The 18,221-nt window shown below is 71.0% G+C and carries 18 protein-coding genes and 1 pseudogene; 12 read left to right on the forward strand and 7 right to left on the reverse strand.

Going from position 1 to position 18,221, the window contains the following annotated elements:
- Positions 1–1,167 (forward strand): S1C family serine protease (locus QM572_RS00245; RefSeq protein WP_415088788.1); only part of this gene is annotated, 1,167 nt, incomplete at its 5' end.
- Between the two features lie 24 nt (positions 1,168–1,191).
- Here the strand turns inward: QM572_RS00245 and QM572_RS00250 are convergent.
- From QM572_RS00250 to QM572_RS00265, 4 genes are read right to left on the reverse strand one after another with little or no spacing between them, the layout of a single operon-like run.
- Positions 1,192–2,541, reverse strand: coding sequence for a GH1 family beta-glucosidase (locus tag QM572_RS00250; RefSeq protein ID WP_415088790.1), 1,350 nt, complete (start codon positions 2,539–2,541; stop codon positions 1,192–1,194).
- Between the two features lie 8 nt (positions 2,542–2,549).
- A complete protein-coding gene (locus tag QM572_RS00255; protein ID WP_415088792.1) occupies positions 2,550–3,473 on the reverse strand; it encodes a carbohydrate ABC transporter permease in 924 nt (307 codons plus the stop codon).
- The gene (locus QM572_RS00260; protein ID WP_415088794.1) at positions 3,470–4,414 is read right to left on the reverse strand and encodes a carbohydrate ABC transporter permease; all 945 of its coding nucleotides are present in this window, start codon (positions 4,412–4,414) and stop codon (positions 3,470–3,472) included. Before QM572_RS00260 ends, QM572_RS00255 begins: the two co-directional genes overlap by 4 nt.
- A 52-nt stretch (positions 4,415–4,466) precedes the next feature.
- Entirely contained in the window at positions 4,467–5,846 is a 1,380-nt protein-coding gene (locus tag QM572_RS00265) for an ABC transporter substrate-binding protein (RefSeq protein WP_415088797.1), read from the reverse strand.
- 130 nt (positions 5,847–5,976) lie between these two features.
- Between QM572_RS00265 and QM572_RS00270 the strand changes: the two genes are divergently transcribed.
- Genes QM572_RS00270 through QM572_RS00280 form a run of 3 tightly spaced genes read left to right on the forward strand, consistent with a single transcriptional unit; the run spans position 5,977 to position 8,386 of the window.
- Positions 5,977–7,044 carry an ABC transporter ATP-binding protein gene (locus QM572_RS00270; protein WP_415088799.1) on the forward strand — a complete coding sequence of 356 codons (1,068 nt, stop codon included), beginning with the start codon at positions 5,977–5,979 and terminating at the stop codon, positions 7,042–7,044.
- Positions 7,045–7,055: 11 nt separating this feature from the next.
- Positions 7,056–8,261, forward strand: a complete 1,206-nt coding sequence (locus QM572_RS00275) for a DUF4032 domain-containing protein (protein WP_415088801.1) — start codon at positions 7,056–7,058, stop codon at positions 8,259–8,261.
- On the forward strand, positions 8,258–8,386 hold the full coding sequence (locus QM572_RS00280) for a hypothetical protein (RefSeq protein WP_415088803.1): 129 nt from the start codon (positions 8,258–8,260) through the stop codon (positions 8,384–8,386). The genes QM572_RS00275 and QM572_RS00280 overlap by 4 nt, the downstream gene beginning before the upstream one ends.
- On the opposite strand, the gene QM572_RS00285 is transcribed toward QM572_RS00280, so the two are convergent.
- A complete protein-coding gene (locus QM572_RS00285) occupies positions 8,376–8,621 on the reverse strand; it encodes a hypothetical protein (protein ID WP_415088805.1) in 246 nt (81 codons plus the stop codon). The two genes, QM572_RS00280 and QM572_RS00285, sit on opposite strands and share 11 nt — an antisense overlap.
- Before the next feature lie 141 nt (positions 8,622–8,762).
- Between QM572_RS00285 and QM572_RS00290 the strand changes: the two genes are divergently transcribed.
- The 6 genes from QM572_RS00290 to QM572_RS00315 are packed head-to-tail and all read left to right on the forward strand — an operon-like array spanning position 8,763 to position 14,151.
- Positions 8,763–9,368 carry a DUF4956 domain-containing protein gene (locus tag QM572_RS00290; protein ID WP_415088807.1) on the forward strand — a complete coding sequence of 202 codons (606 nt, stop codon included), beginning with the start codon at positions 8,763–8,765 and terminating at the stop codon, positions 9,366–9,368.
- On the forward strand, positions 9,365–10,135 hold the full coding sequence (locus QM572_RS00295) for a polyphosphate polymerase domain-containing protein (RefSeq protein WP_415088809.1): 771 nt from the start codon (positions 9,365–9,367) through the stop codon (positions 10,133–10,135). The genes QM572_RS00290 and QM572_RS00295 overlap by 4 nt, the downstream gene beginning before the upstream one ends.
- Positions 10,136–10,162: 27 nt before the next feature.
- Positions 10,163–11,623 carry a carbohydrate-binding domain-containing protein gene (locus QM572_RS00300; protein ID WP_415088811.1) on the forward strand — a complete coding sequence of 487 codons (1,461 nt, stop codon included), beginning with the start codon at positions 10,163–10,165 and terminating at the stop codon, positions 11,621–11,623.
- Entirely contained in the window at positions 11,623–12,591 is a 969-nt protein-coding gene (locus QM572_RS00305; protein WP_415088813.1) for a phosphodiester glycosidase family protein, read from the forward strand. Before QM572_RS00300 ends, QM572_RS00305 begins: the two co-directional genes overlap by 1 nt.
- Positions 12,588–13,715: a glycosyltransferase gene (locus QM572_RS00310; RefSeq protein WP_415088815.1), complete on the forward strand. Its 1,128-nt coding sequence runs from the start codon at positions 12,588–12,590 to the stop codon at positions 13,713–13,715. Before QM572_RS00305 ends, QM572_RS00310 begins: the two co-directional genes overlap by 4 nt.
- A 4-nt stretch (positions 13,716–13,719) precedes the next feature.
- Positions 13,720–14,151, forward strand: a complete 432-nt coding sequence (locus QM572_RS00315; protein WP_415088817.1) for an SRPBCC family protein — start codon at positions 13,720–13,722, stop codon at positions 14,149–14,151.
- Positions 14,152–14,499: 348 nt separating this feature from the next.
- On the opposite strand, the pseudogene QM572_RS00320 reads toward QM572_RS00315, so the two are convergent.
- Positions 14,500–15,360, reverse strand: a pseudogene (locus QM572_RS00320) (ATP-grasp domain-containing protein); the annotation flags it as partial.
- Positions 15,361–15,386: 26 nt separating this feature from the next.
- Between QM572_RS00320 and QM572_RS00325 the strand changes: the two are divergent.
- Both QM572_RS00325 and QM572_RS00330 read left to right on the forward strand, forming a co-directional pair.
- Entirely contained in the window at positions 15,387–15,875 is a 489-nt protein-coding gene (locus QM572_RS00325) for an ATP-dependent zinc protease (RefSeq protein WP_415088819.1), read from the forward strand.
- Between the two features lie 56 nt (positions 15,876–15,931).
- Entirely contained in the window at positions 15,932–16,750 is an 819-nt protein-coding gene (locus QM572_RS00330) for a 3,4-dioxygenase subunit beta (protein WP_415088821.1), read from the forward strand.
- On the opposite strand, the gene QM572_RS00335 is transcribed toward QM572_RS00330, so the two are convergent.
- Positions 16,747–18,168, reverse strand: coding sequence for a circularly permuted type 2 ATP-grasp protein (locus QM572_RS00335; protein ID WP_415088823.1), 1,422 nt, complete (start codon positions 18,166–18,168; stop codon positions 16,747–16,749). The two genes, QM572_RS00330 and QM572_RS00335, sit on opposite strands and share 4 nt — an antisense overlap.
- Between the last annotated feature and the right edge of the window lie 53 nt (positions 18,169–18,221).

The raw sequence follows: 18,221 nt of genomic DNA on the forward strand, positions 1-18,221 counted from the left end.
GGCGTGGCCGGCGCGGCCACCGCCCTCGCCGGCTCGACCACGACCGCCGCCGTCGAGCGGCAGTCCAGCGGCAGCAGCTCGTCCGGCAGCTGGCAGGACAGCCTCCCGTCGACCGGCTATCCCGGCAGCGGCTCCGGTGGCTCGGACGGCTCGAGCGGCTCCTCGGGCCTCGGCTCCCAGGGCGGCTTCGGCCAGTTCCCGCAGTTCGGCCAGGGCGGCGGGCTCTCGGGCGGCAGCGGCAACGCCCAGGGCGCCACCGCCGACTCCACCAGCGACGCCACCGACGAGCAGTCGACGGGCATCGTGGAGATCACCTCCACGGTCTCCGGGGGCACCGCGGCCGGCACCGGCATGATCCTCACCTCCAGCGGCCTCATCGTCACCAACCACCACGTCGTCGAGGGCGCCACCTCGGTCAAGGTCACGGTCGTCTCGACCGGCAAGACCTACACGGCGACGTACGTCGGCGGCGACGCGACCGCGGACGTCGCGGTGCTCCGCCTGCAGGACGCCAGCGGCCTGGAGACCGTCGACCTCTCCGACGACGCGGCCGCGGTCGGCGACGAGATCACCTCGGTCGGCGACGCCAACGGCGACGGCGGCAGCCTCACCGCCTCCCCGGGCACCGTCTCCGCGCTCGACCAGGACATCACCGTCCAAGACGAGAGCGGCGGCGGCTCCAGCCAGCTCACCGACCTGATGGAGCTCGACGCCTACATCGTGCCCGGCGACTCCGGCGGCGCCGTCCTCGACTCCGACGGCGAGGTCGTCGGCATGAACGTCGCGGCGAGCAGCGGCGGCAGCACGGTGATCGGCTACGCCATCCCGATCGCGACGGTCGAGTCGGTCGTCGACGAGATCCTCGACGGCTCGACGTCCGGGGACATCACCCTCGGCTACCCGGGCTACCTCGGCATCGGCCTGTCCACCACGTCGACCGAGGCGACGGTGGCCGAGGTCGCCGACGGCGAGGCGGCCGAGAAGGCGGGGATCGTCGTGGGCGACACCATCACCTCCTTCAACGGCACCGCGGTCGCGTCGGCCGACCAGCTCCACGACCTCGTCGCGCAGACCGAGCCGGGGGAGCAGGCGAAGGTCACCTGGACCACCTCGTCGGGGGCCACGAAGTCGGCCACCGTGACCCTCGGCACCGGCCCGATCGCTTGACCGACCGCCTGACCGACCGCCCGCTCAGCCCCCGAGGCGCTGCCGCAGCCAGTGGTAGGACGCCTTGGGGGTGCGGTCCTTCGTGACCGGGTCGACGGCGACGATGCCGAAGAACTGGGTGTAGCCCTCCGCCCACTCGAAGTTGTCCAGCAGCGTCCACACGATGTAGGCCCGCACGTCGGCGCCGGCCACCCGCGCCCGCTCGGTGGCCGCGACGTGCCCCTCGAGGTAGGCGATCCGGTCCTCGTCCTCCACGCCGCTGCTGTAGGCCGCGCCGTTCTCGGTGACCATGAGCGGCAGCCCGGTCCGCGCGTGGGTCTCGACGAGGAGCTCCTCGAGCCCCACCGGCTCGACCTCCCAGCCGATGTCGGTGCGCGGGTCCCGCACGAGGAAGGCGACCGGCGCGACGCCGGGATAGGCGCCGGTCTCGGGGTGCGTCTCCCGGCCGGGCAGGGTGGGCGCCGCAGGCCCCGGCCGCACCGGCGTGTAGTAGTTGATCCCCAGCCAGTCGGCGCTGCCGCGGACCAGGCCGAGGTCGCCGTCGCGGACGAGCTCGGGGTCGGACAGCTCGGGAGCGACCTTCAGCAGCCCCTCGTCGTACGCGCCGTCGACGAGGGGGCCCAGCCACACCCGGTTGCGGATCGCGTCCACGCCGTCGGCCGCCTCGAGCAGCGCCGGGTCCCGGCTCTCGGGCCACACCGGCGCGAGGTTGAGCACGATGCCGACGTCCTCGCAGCCCGCCGCGTGCAGCCGCTCGGCGGCCAGCCCGTGGCCGAGCATGAGGTGGTGGGCGGCGCGGTGGGCGCGGCCGCCGGCCCGGAGGCCCGGCGCGTGCACGCCGGCGGAGTAGCCGAGGTAGGCGGCGCACCACGGCTCGTTGTGGGTCGCCCAGACCTTGACGCGGTCGCCCAGGCGCTCGTGCACCACCATCGCGTAGTCCGCGAAGGCGTACGCCGTGTCGCGGGTCAGCCACCCGCCGGCGTCCTCCAGCGGCTGGGGGAGGTCCCAGTGGTAGAGCGTGCCGGTCGGGGTGACGCCCCGCTCCAGGACGGCGTCCACCACCCGGTCGTAGTAGTCGAGCCCGCGTGGCTCGATCCGGCCCCGCCCCTGCGGCACGATCCGCGGCCAGGCGACCGAGAAGCGGTAGTAGTCGACGCCGAGGTCGCGCAGCAGGTCGGCGTCCTCGGCGTAGCGGTGGTAGGAGTCGGGCGCGTCACGACCGTCCTTGCCGTCGCGGACCGCGCCCGGCGTACGCGCGAAGGTGTCCCAGATCGAGGGCCCGCGGCCGTCCACGTCGGTCGCGCCCTCGATCTGGTAGGACGCCGTCGCGGCCCCGAATCGGAGGTCCGGCCCGAGCGGCAGGTGTCGCGCCACTCGCCGCCTCAGCCCTTCACCGAGCCGGCCAGCAGGCCGCGGACGAAGAAGCGCTGCAGGGCGAGGAAGACCACCAGCGGGATGATGAGCGAGACGAACGCGCCGGCGGACAGCAGGTGCCACGAGGAGCCGCGGGTGCCGGCGAGCGCCGCGAGTTGGGCGTTGATCGGGTAGATCTGGTAGCCGCCGAAGACCAGGGAGACGAGCAGGTCGTTCCACACCCAGAGGAACTGCAGGATGCCGAAGGCCGCGATCGCCGGCATCATCAGCGGCAGGATCAGGCGCAGGAAGATCTGCGGGTGCGTCGCGCCGTCGATCCGGGCGGACTCGATCAGCTCGCCGGGGATCTCGCGCATGAAGTTGTGCAGCAGGAAGATCGCCAGCGGCAGCGCGAACATCGTGTGCGAGAGCCACAGCGAGTAGAAGCCCCCGGCCGGGGCGTCCTGGCCCTGGAGGCCGAGGTCGCCGTAGAGGTTGAGCAGAGGCACCAGCGTCACCTGGATCGGCACGATCTGCAGCGCGAAGATCGCGATGAAGAGCAGGTTGCGGCCACGGAAGCTCATCCAGGCGAAGGCGTACGACGCCATCGTGGCGAGGAAGATCGGGATGATCACCGCGGGCAGGGTGATCGCGATCGAGTTGATCACGAACGGGCCGAGCGCCGCGTCGCCGTCGCCGCCGAGCACGGCGCGGTAGTTGTCGAGGGTGAACGACGGCGAGGTGAAGACGTGCCACCAGCCGGTCGTCTTCACCTCCGACTCGGGCCGGAACGAGGAGATCAGCAGTCCCGCGGTCGGGATGGTCCAGAAGACCGCGATGACGAAGGCCGCGAGCGAGGCCCAGGGGTTGGAGAGCGCGTCCTTCGCCTTGCTGGACGCGCTGGCCGGCTTCGGGGCGGGCGCGGCGATCTCGGTGAGCGGGACGGCGGTCATCGGGCCTCCAGTTGGCGCATCTGCCGGACGTTGTAGATCACGACGGGGAGGACGAGCACGAAGATGAGCACCGCCAGCGCGGAGCCGAGGCCGAAGTTGGCCGACTGGAAGCTCTGCCGGTAGTACTCGTAGGACAGCACGCTCGTCTTGTAGTTGCCGCCGGTCGTCTGGCGCACGACGTCGAAGGCCTTGAGCGTGGTGATGGTGATCGTCGTGAGGACCACGACGATCGTGGGCCGGATGCTCGGCACGGTGATGTAGCGGAACATCCTCCACCCCCCGACCCCGTCGAGCCGCGCGGCCTCGACGATGTCGGTCGGGATCGCCTTGATGCTCGCCGAGAGCACCGTCATCGCGAACCCCGCCTGGACCCAGATGAGGATGATGATCAGCCAGAACGTGTTCCACGGGCTGTTGATCAGCCAGTGGTGCCGTCCCAGGCCCAGCGCGTCGGTGGTGGCGTTGAGGATGCCGATCTTGTCGTCGTAGACGAACTTCCAGATCAGCGAGGCGCCCACCAGGGAGATCGCCATCGGCAGGAAGATGACGGCCTTCGCCGTGCGCTCGAACCGCGCGTGGTCGACGAGCACGGCATAGAGCAGGCCGATCATGGTGGCGACGATCGGCGTCACGACCACCCACACCGCGGTGTTGAGCAGCACCCGCAGCAGGTCGGCGTCGGTGAAGATCGCCTTGTAGTTGTCGAGCCCGACGAAGTTCTGGCTGAAGCGGTCCTTGAAGGACAGGTAGATCGAGTTGACCGCCGGGTAGAGCAGGCCGACCCCGATCAGGGCCGAGGCCGGCAGCACGAACGCCGCCGACTGGATCACCTCTCCGACCCGCGAGCGGAGCCGGGAGGTCGCGACCAGGATGAGGGCGATCACCGCGAAGAAGACGGCGACGACCAGAAGCGCTTGCAGCAGCTTCTCACCTGTGGACATGGGACCTCCCGGCTCTCACACGCTCATTCGGACTCGGTCTCGGACTCGTACGTCAGGACGCCGGCCAGGACGCCTCGATCTCGTCGAGCGTCTTCTGGGTGTCCTGACCCGTGATCCAGTTGACCATCTGCTTCCAGAACGAGCCGGAGCCCACGTCGGCCGGCATCAGGTCCGAGGCGTCGAAGCGGAAGACGGCGTCCGGGTCCTGCAGGATCGAGGCCGAGAGCTTGTCGATCGGGCTGACGAGGTTGTTGGCGTCGAGACCCTTGTTGGCGCTCACCCAGCCGCCGGAGGTCGTGGCCTTGGCCTTCTCGTTGGCCCAGGTGTCGGTCGACAGGTAGGTCTGGAAGGCCTGCGTGGCGAGGTTCTTGTTGAACGCCGCCACGAACTCGCCGCCGCCCTCGACCGGCTTGGAGCTGGCGTCGACCGAGGGCTCGTAGAAGGCGAAGACGTCGCCGTTCTCGCTCACGTCGGTGCCCTCGGGCCAGTTGGCCGCGTAGAAGGAGGCCTGCTGGTGCAGCGCGCACGTGCCCTCGGTGATGGGCAGGCCGCCCTCCTGGAACGCCGTGGTGGCGATCGAGTTCACGTCGCCGATGCCGCCGTTGACGTACTTCGGGTTCTTCAGGATGTCGCCGACCTTGTCGAGCGCGGTCGCGATCTTCGGGTCGTTGAACGGGATGTCGTGGCTGATCCAGTCGTCATAGGTGTCGGGCCCCGCGGTGCGGAGCACGAGCTCCTCGAGCCAGTCGGTGAGCGGCCAGCCGGTGGCCTCGCCGGACTCGACGCCTGCGCACCAGGGCTTCATCCCCGTGGCGGCGATCTTCTGGGTGAGCGTCATCAGCTCGTCCCACGTGGTGGGGACGGTCCAGCCCTTCTCCTTGAACATCTTCGGGCTGTACCAGACGAACGACTTCACGTTCGCGCCGAGCGGGGCGGCGTAGAACGTGCCGTCGACCGAGCCGTAGCTCTTCCAGTCCTCGCCCCACCACTTGTCGACGTTGTCGGCGACCGCGTCGGGCGCCTCGACGACCTTGCCGGTCTGGACGAGCGTGTTGAGCAGGCCGGGCTGCGGAACGTAGGCGATGTCGGGGGCGTTGCCACCACGCGCCCGGACGACGACCTGGGCCTCGAAGTCCTTGGACCCCTCGTACTCGACCTTGGCGCCGGTGCAGGTGGTGAACAGCTTGTAGCTGTCCTTCTGGGACTGGTCCTCGGGGGTGACGATGCCGGTGTAGACGTGGACGGACTTTCCGGTGAGGTCGCCGTAGGAGTCCAGGCCCAGCGACTCGCACTCGGCCTTCCCCTTGCCCGGCGAGGTGCCACTGGCCTTGTCGTCGTCGCCGCCACCGCCGCAGGCGGTGAGAAGCAGAGTGGTGCTGACGAGTGCGGCTCCGACCGCGAGGCCCCGTCGGCGGCTGTACGAGTTGGCCATGTGCCATCCCTCCTTGGTGTGGGACAGGCTTGTCATCACAACGTGAACACAAGCGTGACGTGCGTCACATTAGTCAGTACGCTGGGCGCTGTCCACACACCACGACCGACCACACGAAGCAGGTTCCTCGATGGCATCGATCACCTTCGACAAGGCACAGCGCTGGTATCCGGGAGCTGACTCGCCCGCCGTTCCCGGGATGGACCTGGAGATCAAGGACGGCGAGTTCATGGTGCTCGTCGGGCCGTCCGGCTGCGGCAAGTCCACGACGCTGCGGATGCTCGCCGGGCTCGAGGAGGTCAGCTCCGGTCGCATCCTCATCGGCGACCGCGACGTCACCCGCGTGCCGCCCAAGGACCGGGACATCGCGATGGTGTTCCAGAACTACGCGCTCTACCCCCACATGAGCGTCGCGGAGAACATGGCGTTCGCGCTGAAGATGGCCAAGCTGCCCAAGGCCGAGCAGGAGCGGCGGGTCCGCGAGGCCGCCGAGATCCTCGGGCTCACCCAGTTCCTCGATCGCAAGCCGAAGGCGCTCTCGGGAGGCCAGCGCCAGCGGGTGGCGATGGGCCGGGCCATCGTCCGCGAGCCGCAGGTCTTCCTCATGGACGAGCCGCTGTCGAACCTCGACGCGAAGATGCGCGTCCAGACCCGCACCGACATCGCCAAGCTCCAGCGCGACCTCGGGGTCACGACCGTCTACGTCACGCACGACCAGGTCGAGGCGATGACGATGGGGGACCGGGTCGCGGTGATGAACCTCGGCGAGCTGCAGCAGGTCGACACGCCGCTCGACCTCTACGACCGCCCGGCCAACGTCTTCGTCGCGGGCTTCATCGGCTCGCCGCAGATGAACCTGCTGCCGGCCACCGCCAACGACGGCGTCGTCAACCTCGGGGGCTACTCCTTCCCCATCGCCGGGGCGTCCGGCGAGGTCATCGTCGGCGTGCGCCCCGAGGCATGGAAGGTGGTGCCGGAGACCGAGCCCGGCCTCACGCTGGACGTCCTCGTGGTCGAGGAGCTCGGCTCGGACGGCTACGTCTACGGCGCGACCTCGCTCGGCGGCGAGGAGCGCAACATCGTGGTCCGCGTCGGGGCCCGCGACCGGATCCAGAAGGGGCAGGTCCTCACCGTGGTCGCCGATCCGTCGAACGTGCACCTCTTCGACGCCGAGACCGGCCTCCGGCTCGGAGGCTGAGGCGGCCCGCCGTGGCCGTGCCCGCCACCTGCAGGATCACCTTCTCCGGCGTCGCGACCGCTCTGCTCGACCTGCCCTTCGGCGTCCCGCTGGAGGAGTGGGACGTCCCGGCGCTGGTGGACCTGCCCCGCGGCATCTCGCGGCACGTCGTCCGGTTCGTGCGTGCCGGGACGGAGGTCTTCGCGCTCAAGGAGGCGACCGACCGGTTCGTCACCGCGGAGTACCGACTGCTCCGGGAGCTCGAGGAGCGCGGCGTCCCCTCGGTCCACGCCTTCGGGACGGTGACGAGCCGCACCGACGCCGAGGGCGAGGAGCTGGGCGGTCTCCTCATCACCCGGCACCTGTCCTACTCCGTGCCCTACCGCGCCCTCTTCCTCGAGCCCCGCGGGCTGGAGGTGCGCGACCGCCTCATCGACGCGCTGGCGGTGCTCTTCGTCCGGCTCCATCTGGCCGGCTTCTACTGGGGCGACTGCTCGCTCTCCAACACCCTGTTCCGCCGGGACGCGGGGGCCCTGTCGGCGTACCTCGTCGACGCCGAGACGGGGGAGATCCATCCGAGCCTGAGCGACGGGCAGCGGGATTGGGACATCGAGGTCGCGACGGTGAACATCCTCGGCGAGCTCTTCGACGTGCTCGCGAGCGGCGCGACCACCGGTGACCTCGACCCGGTGGCGATCGCCGAGCAGCTGCGGCCGAGGTACGAGGACCTGTGGTGGGAGCTCACCAGCCCCGAGGTGATCCCGCGCGACGAGAGCTTCCGCATCGACCAGCGGGTCCGCCGGCTCAACCAGCTGGGGTTCGACATCGACCAGATCGAGATCGCGCCGATGGAGGGCGGGTCGCTGCTCCGCTACCAGCCGCAGGTCGTCGAGTCCGGCCACCACGTGCGGCGGCTCTTCCAGCTCACCGGTCTCGACGTCCAGGAGAACCAGGCCCGGGCCCTGCTCGCGGAGCTGGCGCGGTTCCGCGCGCGGTGGGAGGCCGGCGTCGGTCACCCGATCCCGGAGGACCAGGCCGCGCGCGAGTGGCTCGACGACAAGTACTTCGGCACCCTCGGGCTCGTCCCGCCCGACCTGCGGGGCCGGCTGCCGGACGCCGAGCTCTACTTCGAGATCAGCCAGCACCGCTGGTTCCTCAGCGAGGCCCGCGGCGCCGACGTCGGGCGTGAGGAGGCGGTCGCGAGCTACGTGCGGACCGTGCTCGACTTCCACCCGTGAGACGCGCGGCCGCCGACGGCGCCGGCGAGGTGGGGACCTACGACGTCCTAGCCGGCACCGCGACGGCCGCGCTGCTCACGGGCCCTGGCCGGATCGGCGCCGGCCGGCGCCGACTCAGTGCTTGACGGACTGGGCGGCGTCGGCGGCCTTGTGGGCGAGCTCGCCCGCCTTCTCCGCGACGACGCTCGCCGCGTCGGAGGCCGCGCTCACCGCGACGTCCTTCTTCTCGGCGGCGAGGTCGGCGGCCTGGTTGGCGAGGGCAACGGCATCCTCACGCGAGGTGATGCCGGTCAGGCGCGCGATCAGGTAGGCGATCGCAGCGCCGAGCGCGATGACGATGAGTGACTTGATGGGAGGCATACCGGGGGTGTTTCCGCGCCGGGCGCGGATCATTCGGGTGCGAAGCCAGCAATTTCAGGGTCTCCATAGCGCGAACTCCGGCTCCCCTCATCCCGGCCCGGTGAACTCATGGTGTCAGTCCCCGTTTCCCAGGAGTTCACCGTGCTGCCCACCTCCGTTCTCTACCTCGCCGACGTGATCGCGATCTGCGTCCTCGTCTTCGGCCTCTTCCTGCCCCGGCATCGACGCCCCGAGATGATCGTCGCCTTCCTGACCACCAACGTGGGCGTGCTCGCCGTCTCGGCCGCGCTGTCGGCGAGCACCATCGGCGCGGGAATCGGGCTCGGGCTCTTCGGCATCCTGTCGATCATCCGGCTGCGCTCCGAGGAGCTCGCCCAGCACGAGATCGCCTACTACTTCGCCTCACTCGCCCTCGGCCTCCTCGGCGGCCTGAGCGCCGGCACGAGCTGGACCGACCTGGGCCTCATGGCCGCGATCCTCGTCGCCATCGCGGTGGGCGACCACCCGCGCATCGCGAGCCGCCCCGAGAGCCAGGAGCTGCTGCTCGACCGGGCGCTCACCGACCGCGCCGGCATCATCGCCCACCTCGAGGGCCTGCTCTCCACGCGCGTCGTCTCGGTGCGGGTGATCCGGACCGACCTGGTCAACGACACCACGCTCGTCTCCGTCCGGCACCGCCCGGTCGCCGGCCCGGCGTCGCCGGCCGCGCACGTCGCGACCTCCCGCCCGCTGGAGTCGGTCCGATGACCGTCGGGACGGCCGTGGTGGCGGAGCCGTACGCCGGCATGGAGCCGATCTCGCTGGAGGAGATGGTCGACGAGGCGGCTCTCCTCGCCCGGGTCGACAGGAAGTACGTGCTGCCGCTGGGTGACGTGGACGTCCTGCTGGACGGCGTACCGCGGGAGACGCGGGTCCTCGAGATCGACGGGGTGCGCGACTTCGGCTATCGCTCGGTCTACCTGGACACCCCGGACCGGCAGAGCTTCCTCACCTCCGGTCGTGGCCGGCGCGGCCGCTGGAAGGTCCGCACCCGCGAGTACCTCGACACCGGGACCAGCTGGCTCGAGGTCAAGACGCACGGCGCGCGTGGCCAGACGATCAAGCAGCGGATCGAGCAGACGACCGACGAGCTCACCGCCGAGGGGCGTGCGTTCGTCACCGGCATCGTCCCGACCGCGATCGCGCTCGAGCCCGTCATGGTGACGACCTACCGCCGCTCCACGCTGCTGCTGCCCGGATCCGAGGCGCGGCCCGCGAGCCGGGTGACGATCGACGTCGACCTCGGCTGGGCCGCGATCGGCACCGGCCGCAGCCTGGACCGTCCCCGCCTCGCCATCGTCGAGACCAAGACCGGCGCCACCCCGTCGGCCGCCGACCGCCTGCTGTGGTCCCACGGCCACCGCCCGGTGTCGATCTCCAAGTTCGGCGTCGGCATGGCCGCGCTGCATCCCGACCTGCCCCGCCTGAAGTGGCACCGCGTCATGAACCGCTTCGGCGTTCCCCGCGCCGCCTGAACCCCCCGATCTCTCCAGGAGACAACGATGTCCCACCACCCCTTCCGCACCCGCCTCGCGGCCGCCTCCACCGCCGCCCTGCTGACGCTCTTCACGGTGACCGCCTGCGGCGCCGCGGAGTCCGGCAGCTCCTCGAGCGGCTCGACGACCACCCAGACGGTCGCCGCCACCACGATCGACGACACCCATGCCGACAGCAACGACGGCGACTACGACGCCTCCGATGCCACCACGATCACGCTGGCCGACGGTGCGTCGACCGTCGACGGAGACGGCGCGAGCGTCGACGGCGACGTCGTCACCATCACCGAGGCCGGGACCTACATCCTCTCGGGCACGCTCACCGATGGCCAGATCGTGGTGAACAGCACCGGTGACGGGAAGGTCAAGCTGGTCCTGGACGGGGTGGACATCACCTCGGCGACCACCGAGCCGATCGTCATCACCGAGGCCGACGAGGCCGTCATCATCCTCGCCGACGGCTCCACCAACACGGTCTCGGACTCCGCCGCCTCCAGTGCGGACGACGAGGAGGAGGACGCGCCCGACGCGACCATCTTCTCGATGGCCGACCTCACGATCGCCGGGTCCGGCTCGCTGACCGTCAACGGCAACAGCGCCGACGGGATCGCCACCAAGGACGGCCTGGTGATCCTCTCGGGCACCATCGACGTCACCGCGGTCGACGACGGCATCCGGGGCAAGGACTATCTGGTGATCGAGGACGGCACCATCACGATCGCCGCCGGCAGCAAGGGCCTGAAGTCGACCAACACCGACGAGGGCGAGTACGGCTGGGTCCAGATCGACGGCGGCACCGTCGACATCACCGAATCGACCGAGGGTATCCAGGCGCCGATCTTCACGATCAACGGCGGCACCCTCGACATCGTCGCCAGCGACGACGGGATCAACACCACCAGCGGCACGGTCGAGGGCGGCAGCGAGCAGGCCGAGGACGGCGTACTGCTCACCATCGCCGGAGGCACCGTCGAGATCACCGCCGCCAAGGACGGCCTCGACTCCAACGGTGCCGCCACGATCAGCGGCGGCACCACCGTGATCCACTCCGACGCCGGCACCGGCGGGGGCGGCGACGGGCCGGTCGACGTCAACGGCGACCTCGAGTCGCCCGCCGAGGCCTCGGTGACGCTCGACGGCGCCTCGGCCGGCGACCGCGTCTCCCTGGTCGGCTCCGACGGCTCGATCGCGGTGAGCTTCGTCCTCGCCTCCGACGTCACCTCCTTCATCGTCCTCTCCGACGCCCTGACCGCCGACACGGACTACACCGTCTACTCCGGCTCCGCCGACGGCACCAGCGCCGACTCGACCGACGGCCTCACGAAGGGCTCGACGATCACCGCCACCGAGGTGGCGACCACCGGTGGCGGTGGCGGCGGCGGTGGTGGCATGGGCGGCGGCAGCCGTCCCAGCGGCGGCGGTCCCGGTGGCGGCGGTGGCACCGGCACCGACGGGCAGGGCTCCTGATGGCCGCCCACCGCGAGGGCCGTGAGCGCCGCGAGGGCCGGCGCCGGATCGCCCGGCGCTCCTTCCTGATCGGAGGAGCGGCGACGGTCGTCGCCGCCGGCAGCGCCAGCGCCTGGGCGCTCGACACCTACGTGGTCGACCACGTCGAGGTGGCCGACGTCGATGCCTACGAGGAGGCCGCCGGTGTCACCAGCACGACTCTCGACACCAGTGAGGCCGTCTCCACCGACGACAGCTGGAGCGCCGACGGCACCACCATCACGGTCACCAAGAAGACCACGGGCAGCGGCAACGACACCGTGACCTACTTCGTCGCCGACGTCGTCCTCACCGACGCGACCGTCCTCCGCTCCGCCTTCGCCAACAACGAGTTCGGCGAGAACGTCATCGAGAAGACCTCCGCGATCGCGAAGGACAACGACGCCGTCTTCGCCATCAACGGCGACTACTATGGCTTCCGCAGCACCGGCATGGTCATCCGCAACGGGGTGATCTACCGCGACAAGGGCGCCCGGGAGGGGCTCGCGTTCTACCGCGACGGCGAGGTCGTCGTGTACGACGAGACCGCGACCACCGCCCAGGAGCTGGTCGACGCCGGCGTCTGGAACACGCTGTCGTTCGGGCCGCCGCTCCTGGAGAACGGCGAGGTCGTCGACGGCATCGACGAGGTCGAGGTCGACACCAACTTCGGCAACCACTCGATCCAGGGCGAGCAGCCGCGCACCGGCATCGGCTTCGTCGACACCAACCACCTCGTGCTCGTCGTGGTCGACGGGCGGGACAAGGGCTACAGCCGCGGCGTCACCATGACGGAGTTCGCGTCGTTGATGCAGGACCTCGGTGCGGTCACCGCCTACAACCTCGACGGCGGCGGCTCCTCGACGATGTACTTCCAGGGCGACGTGGTCAACCGGCCGAGCAACGGCGGCGAGCGCGGCACCTCCGACATCCTCTACGTGGCCGGGTGAGCGTCGTGGCGAGGGTGATCGGGCCTGTCACGGCGGCAGAGCTCCCGGTGGTGGTCATCCCGGCCTACTGCCCCGGACCGGCCTTCGTCGGCGTCATCGAGGAGCTTCGCCGGCTGCGGCCGGGCGTGGACGTGCTCGTGGTCGACGACGGCTCGGGGCCGGCGTACGCGCCGCTGTTCGCGCAGGCCGAGGCGCTGGGCGCCACCGTGCTGCACCAGCCGGCGAACGGCGGCAAGGGGGCCGCGCTCAAGGCCGGCTTCGCCTTCCTCGACGGGCTGCGGCTGGGACGGGTCGTGGTCTGCGCCGATGCCGACGGACAGCACCTGGCCACCGACGTGCTGCGGGTCGCGGACGCGGTCGATCCCGGCCGGCGCGACCAGATCGTGCTCGGTGTGCGCGAGTTCGACGGCGCGGTGCCGCTGCGCAGCCGGATCGGCAACGACGCCACCCAGCTGCTCTTCCGGCTCGCGACCGGCTCCCGGCTGCGCGACACCCAGACCGGGCTGCGCGCCTTCCCGGCCGAGCTGCTGCCCTGGCTGCTCCAGGTGGGCGGAGAGCGCTACGAGTACGAGCTGACCATGCTGCTCCAGGCCTCGCGCTCCGGGATCGACCTGCGGACGGTGCCGATCGAGACGGTCTACCTCGACGACAACTCCTCCTCGCACTTCCGCCCGGTCGTCGACTCCCTCCGGATCTACCGCCCCCTGCTGGCCTTCCTCGGCTCCTCGCTGCTCGGCTTCGCGATCGACGTCGTCATGGTGATCGTGCTCCAGGCGTGCTTCGGCTCGCTGCTGCTGGCCGTGCTCGGCGCCCGCCTGACGAGCGCGTGCGTGAACTTCGCCGTCAACCGCTCCCTGGTCTTCGACCATGCGCACGAGGCGCGCCTGGGCCGTGCCGTGCGGAGGTACGCCGCCCTCGCGGTCGTCGTCCTCGGACTGAACTACCTCCTGCTCGCCACACTGGTGACGCTCGGCGTGCCGTTGCTGCCGGCCAAGCTGCTCACCGAGATCGCGCTGGTGACGCTGAGCTTCACGGTGCAGTCACGGGTCGTGTTCAGGACCAGGTCGCGTGGCCGGGAGTCGGCCGGGACCTGGGCACGGAGCCGGTCGGGCGTGCCAGAGTAGGCGCATGAGCGCCGCCGTCCGCGTGCACGTCACGCACTCGTTCACCTCTCCGCCCCAGGCCGTCTTCGACGCCCTGTCCGAGCACGAGAACCTGGGCCCGGTCTTCGGGGCGCGGATCACGCGCCTGCGCGACGGGGAGACGTCCCGCAACGGCGTCGGGTCGGCGCGGTCTCTGAAGATCGCGCCGGTCCTGCCCGCCTTCGTGGAGACGACCACCGTGTCGCAGCCCCCGACGCTGATCGAGTACCGCATCACCTCCGGCCTGCTGCCCATCCACGGCCACCACGGCGTGCAGCGGCTGACGGCCCGGCCCGACGGCGGCACCGACCTCGACTACACGATCGCCTTCGACTCCCGCGTGCCCGGCCTCGCCAGGATCGTCGGGCTGGGACTGCAGCACACCGTGGCCAAGGGGATCCCCCGGCTGCTGCCCTGAGCCGGCGCTCGCTCAGATCGTCTGCTCGGGGATCGGCTGCTTCGGCAACTTCTTGACCCGCGGCCGGCGCTTGGGCCGCTCGGGGATCATCGAGCGCATCTCCTCGAGCTTGCCCCAGCAGAGCAGCCGGTCCTCGGCCTCGAGGATGTTGCGCGCCGCCGGGTTGGGGATGACCAGCGAGCCGCGGTGCAGCGTGAGGACGGTGATGTCGCGCTCGCGGAGGCCGGAGCCGCCGAGGGACTTGCCGACCAGCTCGGCGTCGCCGTGCACGACCAGCTCGGCGACGCCGTAGCCGGTGCTCACCGCGAGCCGCTCGCGCACGTCGATCTGGGGGAAGGCGACCTGGTTGTCGATGTAGTCGACGATCGCGCCGGCCACGTCGAGCTTGGTCGCCTCCTCGATGCCCTGGAGGCCGGGGGAGGAGTTGACCTCCATGATCAGCGGCCCGTCGTCGCTCTCGAGCATGTCCACACCGGCCACCTTGAGGCCCATGATCTGCGCCGCGCGGACGGCCGCCTGCTCGTACTCCGGCGTGATCTCGACGCGCTCGACGGATCCGCCGCGGTGCACGTTGGAGCGGAACTCGTCGCCCCTCGCCGTACGCCGCATGGCCGCCACGACGCGGTCGCCCACCACCAGCGCGCGGATGTCGCGGCCCTTGGACTCCTTGATGAACTTCTGGATGAGGACGTTCTGCCGGGTGGACTGCAGGGTCTCGATGATCGCCTCGGCCACCTTGATGTCCGGGGCGAGGATGACGCCGATGCCCTGGGTGCCCTCGAGCAGCTTGATCACGACCGGCGCGCCGCCGACCCGCTCGATCGCCGGGATCACGTCCGCGCGGCCCTGGACGAACGCGGTCGGCGGCATCGCGATGCCGTGGCGCGACAGGATCTGGTTGGCGCGCAGCTTGTCGCGGCTGTTGGCGATGCCGGCCGCGGTGTTGGGGGTGTAGACGTCCATCTGCTCGAACTGCCGCACCACCGCGGTGCCGTAGTAGGTGATCGAGTTGCCGATCCGCGGCAGGATCGCGTCGTAGTCGCTGATCTGCCGGCCGCGGAACTGCAGGTCGGGCGTGTCGCCCGAGAGGTCGATCGCGAAGCGCAGCGTGTTGAGCACCTTCACCTCGTGGCCGCGGGCGACGGCCGCGGCGCGAAGCCGCTGGGTGCTGTAGGCGCGGGGCGCGCGAGACAGAATCGCGATCTTCATCTGTGCATCCTGGTTGGATAGACGACGTGACTGGTGACTCCGGCAATCATGCTGCCCGGCTGGTGGGCTGGCGGGAGTGGGTGGGGCTGCCGGGCGTGGGCGTGCCCTGGCTGAAGGCCAAGATCGACACCGGAGCCCAGACCTCGTCGCTGCACGCGTTCGGCGTCGAGGAGTTCACGCGGGACGGGGTGCCCTGGGTCCGCTTCGAGATACATCCGCTGCAGCGGTCGGCCAACGACGCGGTCGAGGTCGAGCTGCCCGTGCACGATCGCCGCAAGGTGCGCTCCTCCAACGGCGTCGCGCAGGTGCGGTACGTCGTGCTGCTGGAGGTCCGCCTCCTGGACGAGGTCGTCGAGGCGGAGATCACGCTGACCCGCCGCGACTCGATGGGCTACCGGATGCTCGTGGGCCGCGAGCTGCTCGCCCAGGGCTTTCTGGTCGACTCCGCGGCGTCGTACGTCGGCGGGCGGCCGCGCCGCCGGATCCGGCAGAAGCACAGCGCGCCGGACTCGTAGGCGGCTTCTCACCGGACTCTCACGCGGATCCGACACCGTCCTCACGAGCCGGGCCCATGCTGGTGGGCATGTGCAGCGACGACGGCACCGTGGCCGATCACGACCGGGGACTGAGCTTCGACCTGGAGACGCTCGGGCGGCACCAGCGGCGTCGCGACGTGATGCGGCTGATGGGCGCGGGCGCGCTCGGGGCCGGTGGCGCGGTGCTCCTCGGCGCCGGCGCGGCGTCGGCCTCGACCAGCGCGGTCGAGATCCCGAACGAGACCGCCGGCCCCTACCCGGGCGACGGCTCCAACGGGCCCGACGTGCTGGAGCAGAGCGGCGTCGTGCGCCGCGACATCCGGCGCAGCTTCGGCAGCTCCACCACCCTCGCGAAGGGCGTGCCGCTCACGTTCGTCTTCAAGCTGGTCAACACGGCGACGAGGAAGCCGGTCAAGGGGCTGGCCGTCTACGCCTGGCACTGCGACGCCGCGGGCGACTACTCGATGTACAGCTCGGGCATCACCGACGAGAACTACCTCCGCGGCGTCCAGATCACCGGCAAGAAGGGCCGCGTGAGGTTCGTCAGCATCTTCCCGGCCTGCTACTCGGGGAGGTGGCCGCACATCCACTTCGAGGTCTACCGCAACCGGAGGGCCGCGCTCAACGACGGCACCCCACTGGCCACCTCGCAGCTCGCCTTCCCGCGCAGCGCCGCGGCCGCGGTCTACAGCGGGTCCTCGCTCTACTCCGGGTCGACCGCCAACCTCAACCGGGTCTCGCTCGGCTCGGACAACGTCTTCGGCGACGACGGGGGAGTCCGCCAGCTCGCCTCGGTCAGCGGGTCGGTCGCCAAGGGGTACCGGGCCTACCTCAAGGTGCCGGTCGACCTCTAGACGACCCACGTCGCCTTCGCGCCACCCCGGCGGGAGGAGTTGACCACCATGGAGCCCGCCTCCAGCGCGACCCGGGTGAGCCCGCCGCGGACGGGGGTCACCCCCGTCGCGTCATCGCCGCCGCCGTCGGCAGCGCTGTCCCGGCTGTCGCCGTCGCGGACGGCGATCACGCGCAGGTCGACGTGGCGCGGCTCGAGCCGACCGTCGACCACGGCCGGCAGGGTGGAGAGCTCGACCACCTCCTGCACGATCCAGGCCTCCGGGTCCGCGTGGATCGCCGCCCGCGCGGTCTCGATCTCCTCGTCGGTGGCGGCCGGCCCGACCACGACGCCCTGGCCGCCGTAGCCGTCGCGCGGCTTGGCCACCAACTCGTGCAGCCGCTCGTCGGCGTCGGCCAGCCGACGCTCGTCGAGCAGGTCGTAGGTCGTGACCGACGGCAGGATCGGCTCCTCGCCGAGGTAGAGCCGGGTGAGGTCGTCGACATAGGTGTAGATCATCTTGTCGTCGGCCACCCCGCCGCCGTAGCGGTTGACCATGCCCACCCGGTTCTCGCACACCGCGTCGAGCACGGTCGCCGCGAGCGGCATGATCCGCCCGTCGTCGCTGCGGATGCTGTCGGAGTCGCTGCGCCGGTAGAACGCCCGGACGGGGGTGCCGTCGGCGAGCTCGACCCGCCCACCGCGGCTGCGCAGGTCCTCGATCAGCGCGAGCCGCAGCCCCGCCGCCTCGGCGAGCCGGCGGTGCTCGAACCAGGCGGAGTTGTGCTCGCCGTCGCTGACGAGGACGAGCTCGCCGTCGAGGTCGGGCGCGCTCCTCTCGAGCGCGCGCCGCAGCGCGGACGCGGTGTCGGCCAGGAAGGAGCCGGGTCCGGGGCCGAGGCCCGCGACCTCGGCCGTGACGCGGTTCGCCGCCTCGGCGAACGCCGCGCCTGCCGGCGTACGCAGGTTGTCCTCGAGGACGCGGAAGCGGCCGTCGGCGCCGCGGACCAGGTCGAAGCCGGCGACCCCGATCCACCCGCCCGTCGGGATCGGGCAGCCGACGAGGTCCTTCTCGAGGTACGGCGTCGCCTCGAGCACCCGCTCCGGCACGATGCCCTGCCGCACGGCCCGGCGCTCGCCGTAGACGTCGCCGACGAAGGCCTCGAGCACCCGGGTGCGCTGCGCGACGCCCCGCGCCAGCAGGTCCCACTCGTCGCCGGTCAGGAGCCGGGGGACCGGGTCCACGCAGTAGGGATGCGGGTCGTCCCCGCCGAAGTAGACCCCGTCCGCCTCGAGGCTCTCGGCGACCCTGCGCGCCAGCTTGTCGAGGTCGGTCCCGGCGAGCCGGTCCATCACCTCGGCGTACAGCGGCCGCACCCGCCCGTCGGCGTCGAAGACCTCGTCGTAGCCCGTGCCCGGGTCGTAGGAAATCGTGCTCACCGTCGCGTCTCCCGCTCTGCCGACGTCGCTGACGAGTCGAGTCGTACCCGCTC

Origin of the sequence: Nocardioides sp. (genome assembly GCF_047607365.1) — a bacterium.
Classification (GTDB): domain Bacteria; phylum Actinomycetota; class Actinomycetes; order Propionibacteriales; family Nocardioidaceae; genus Nocardioides.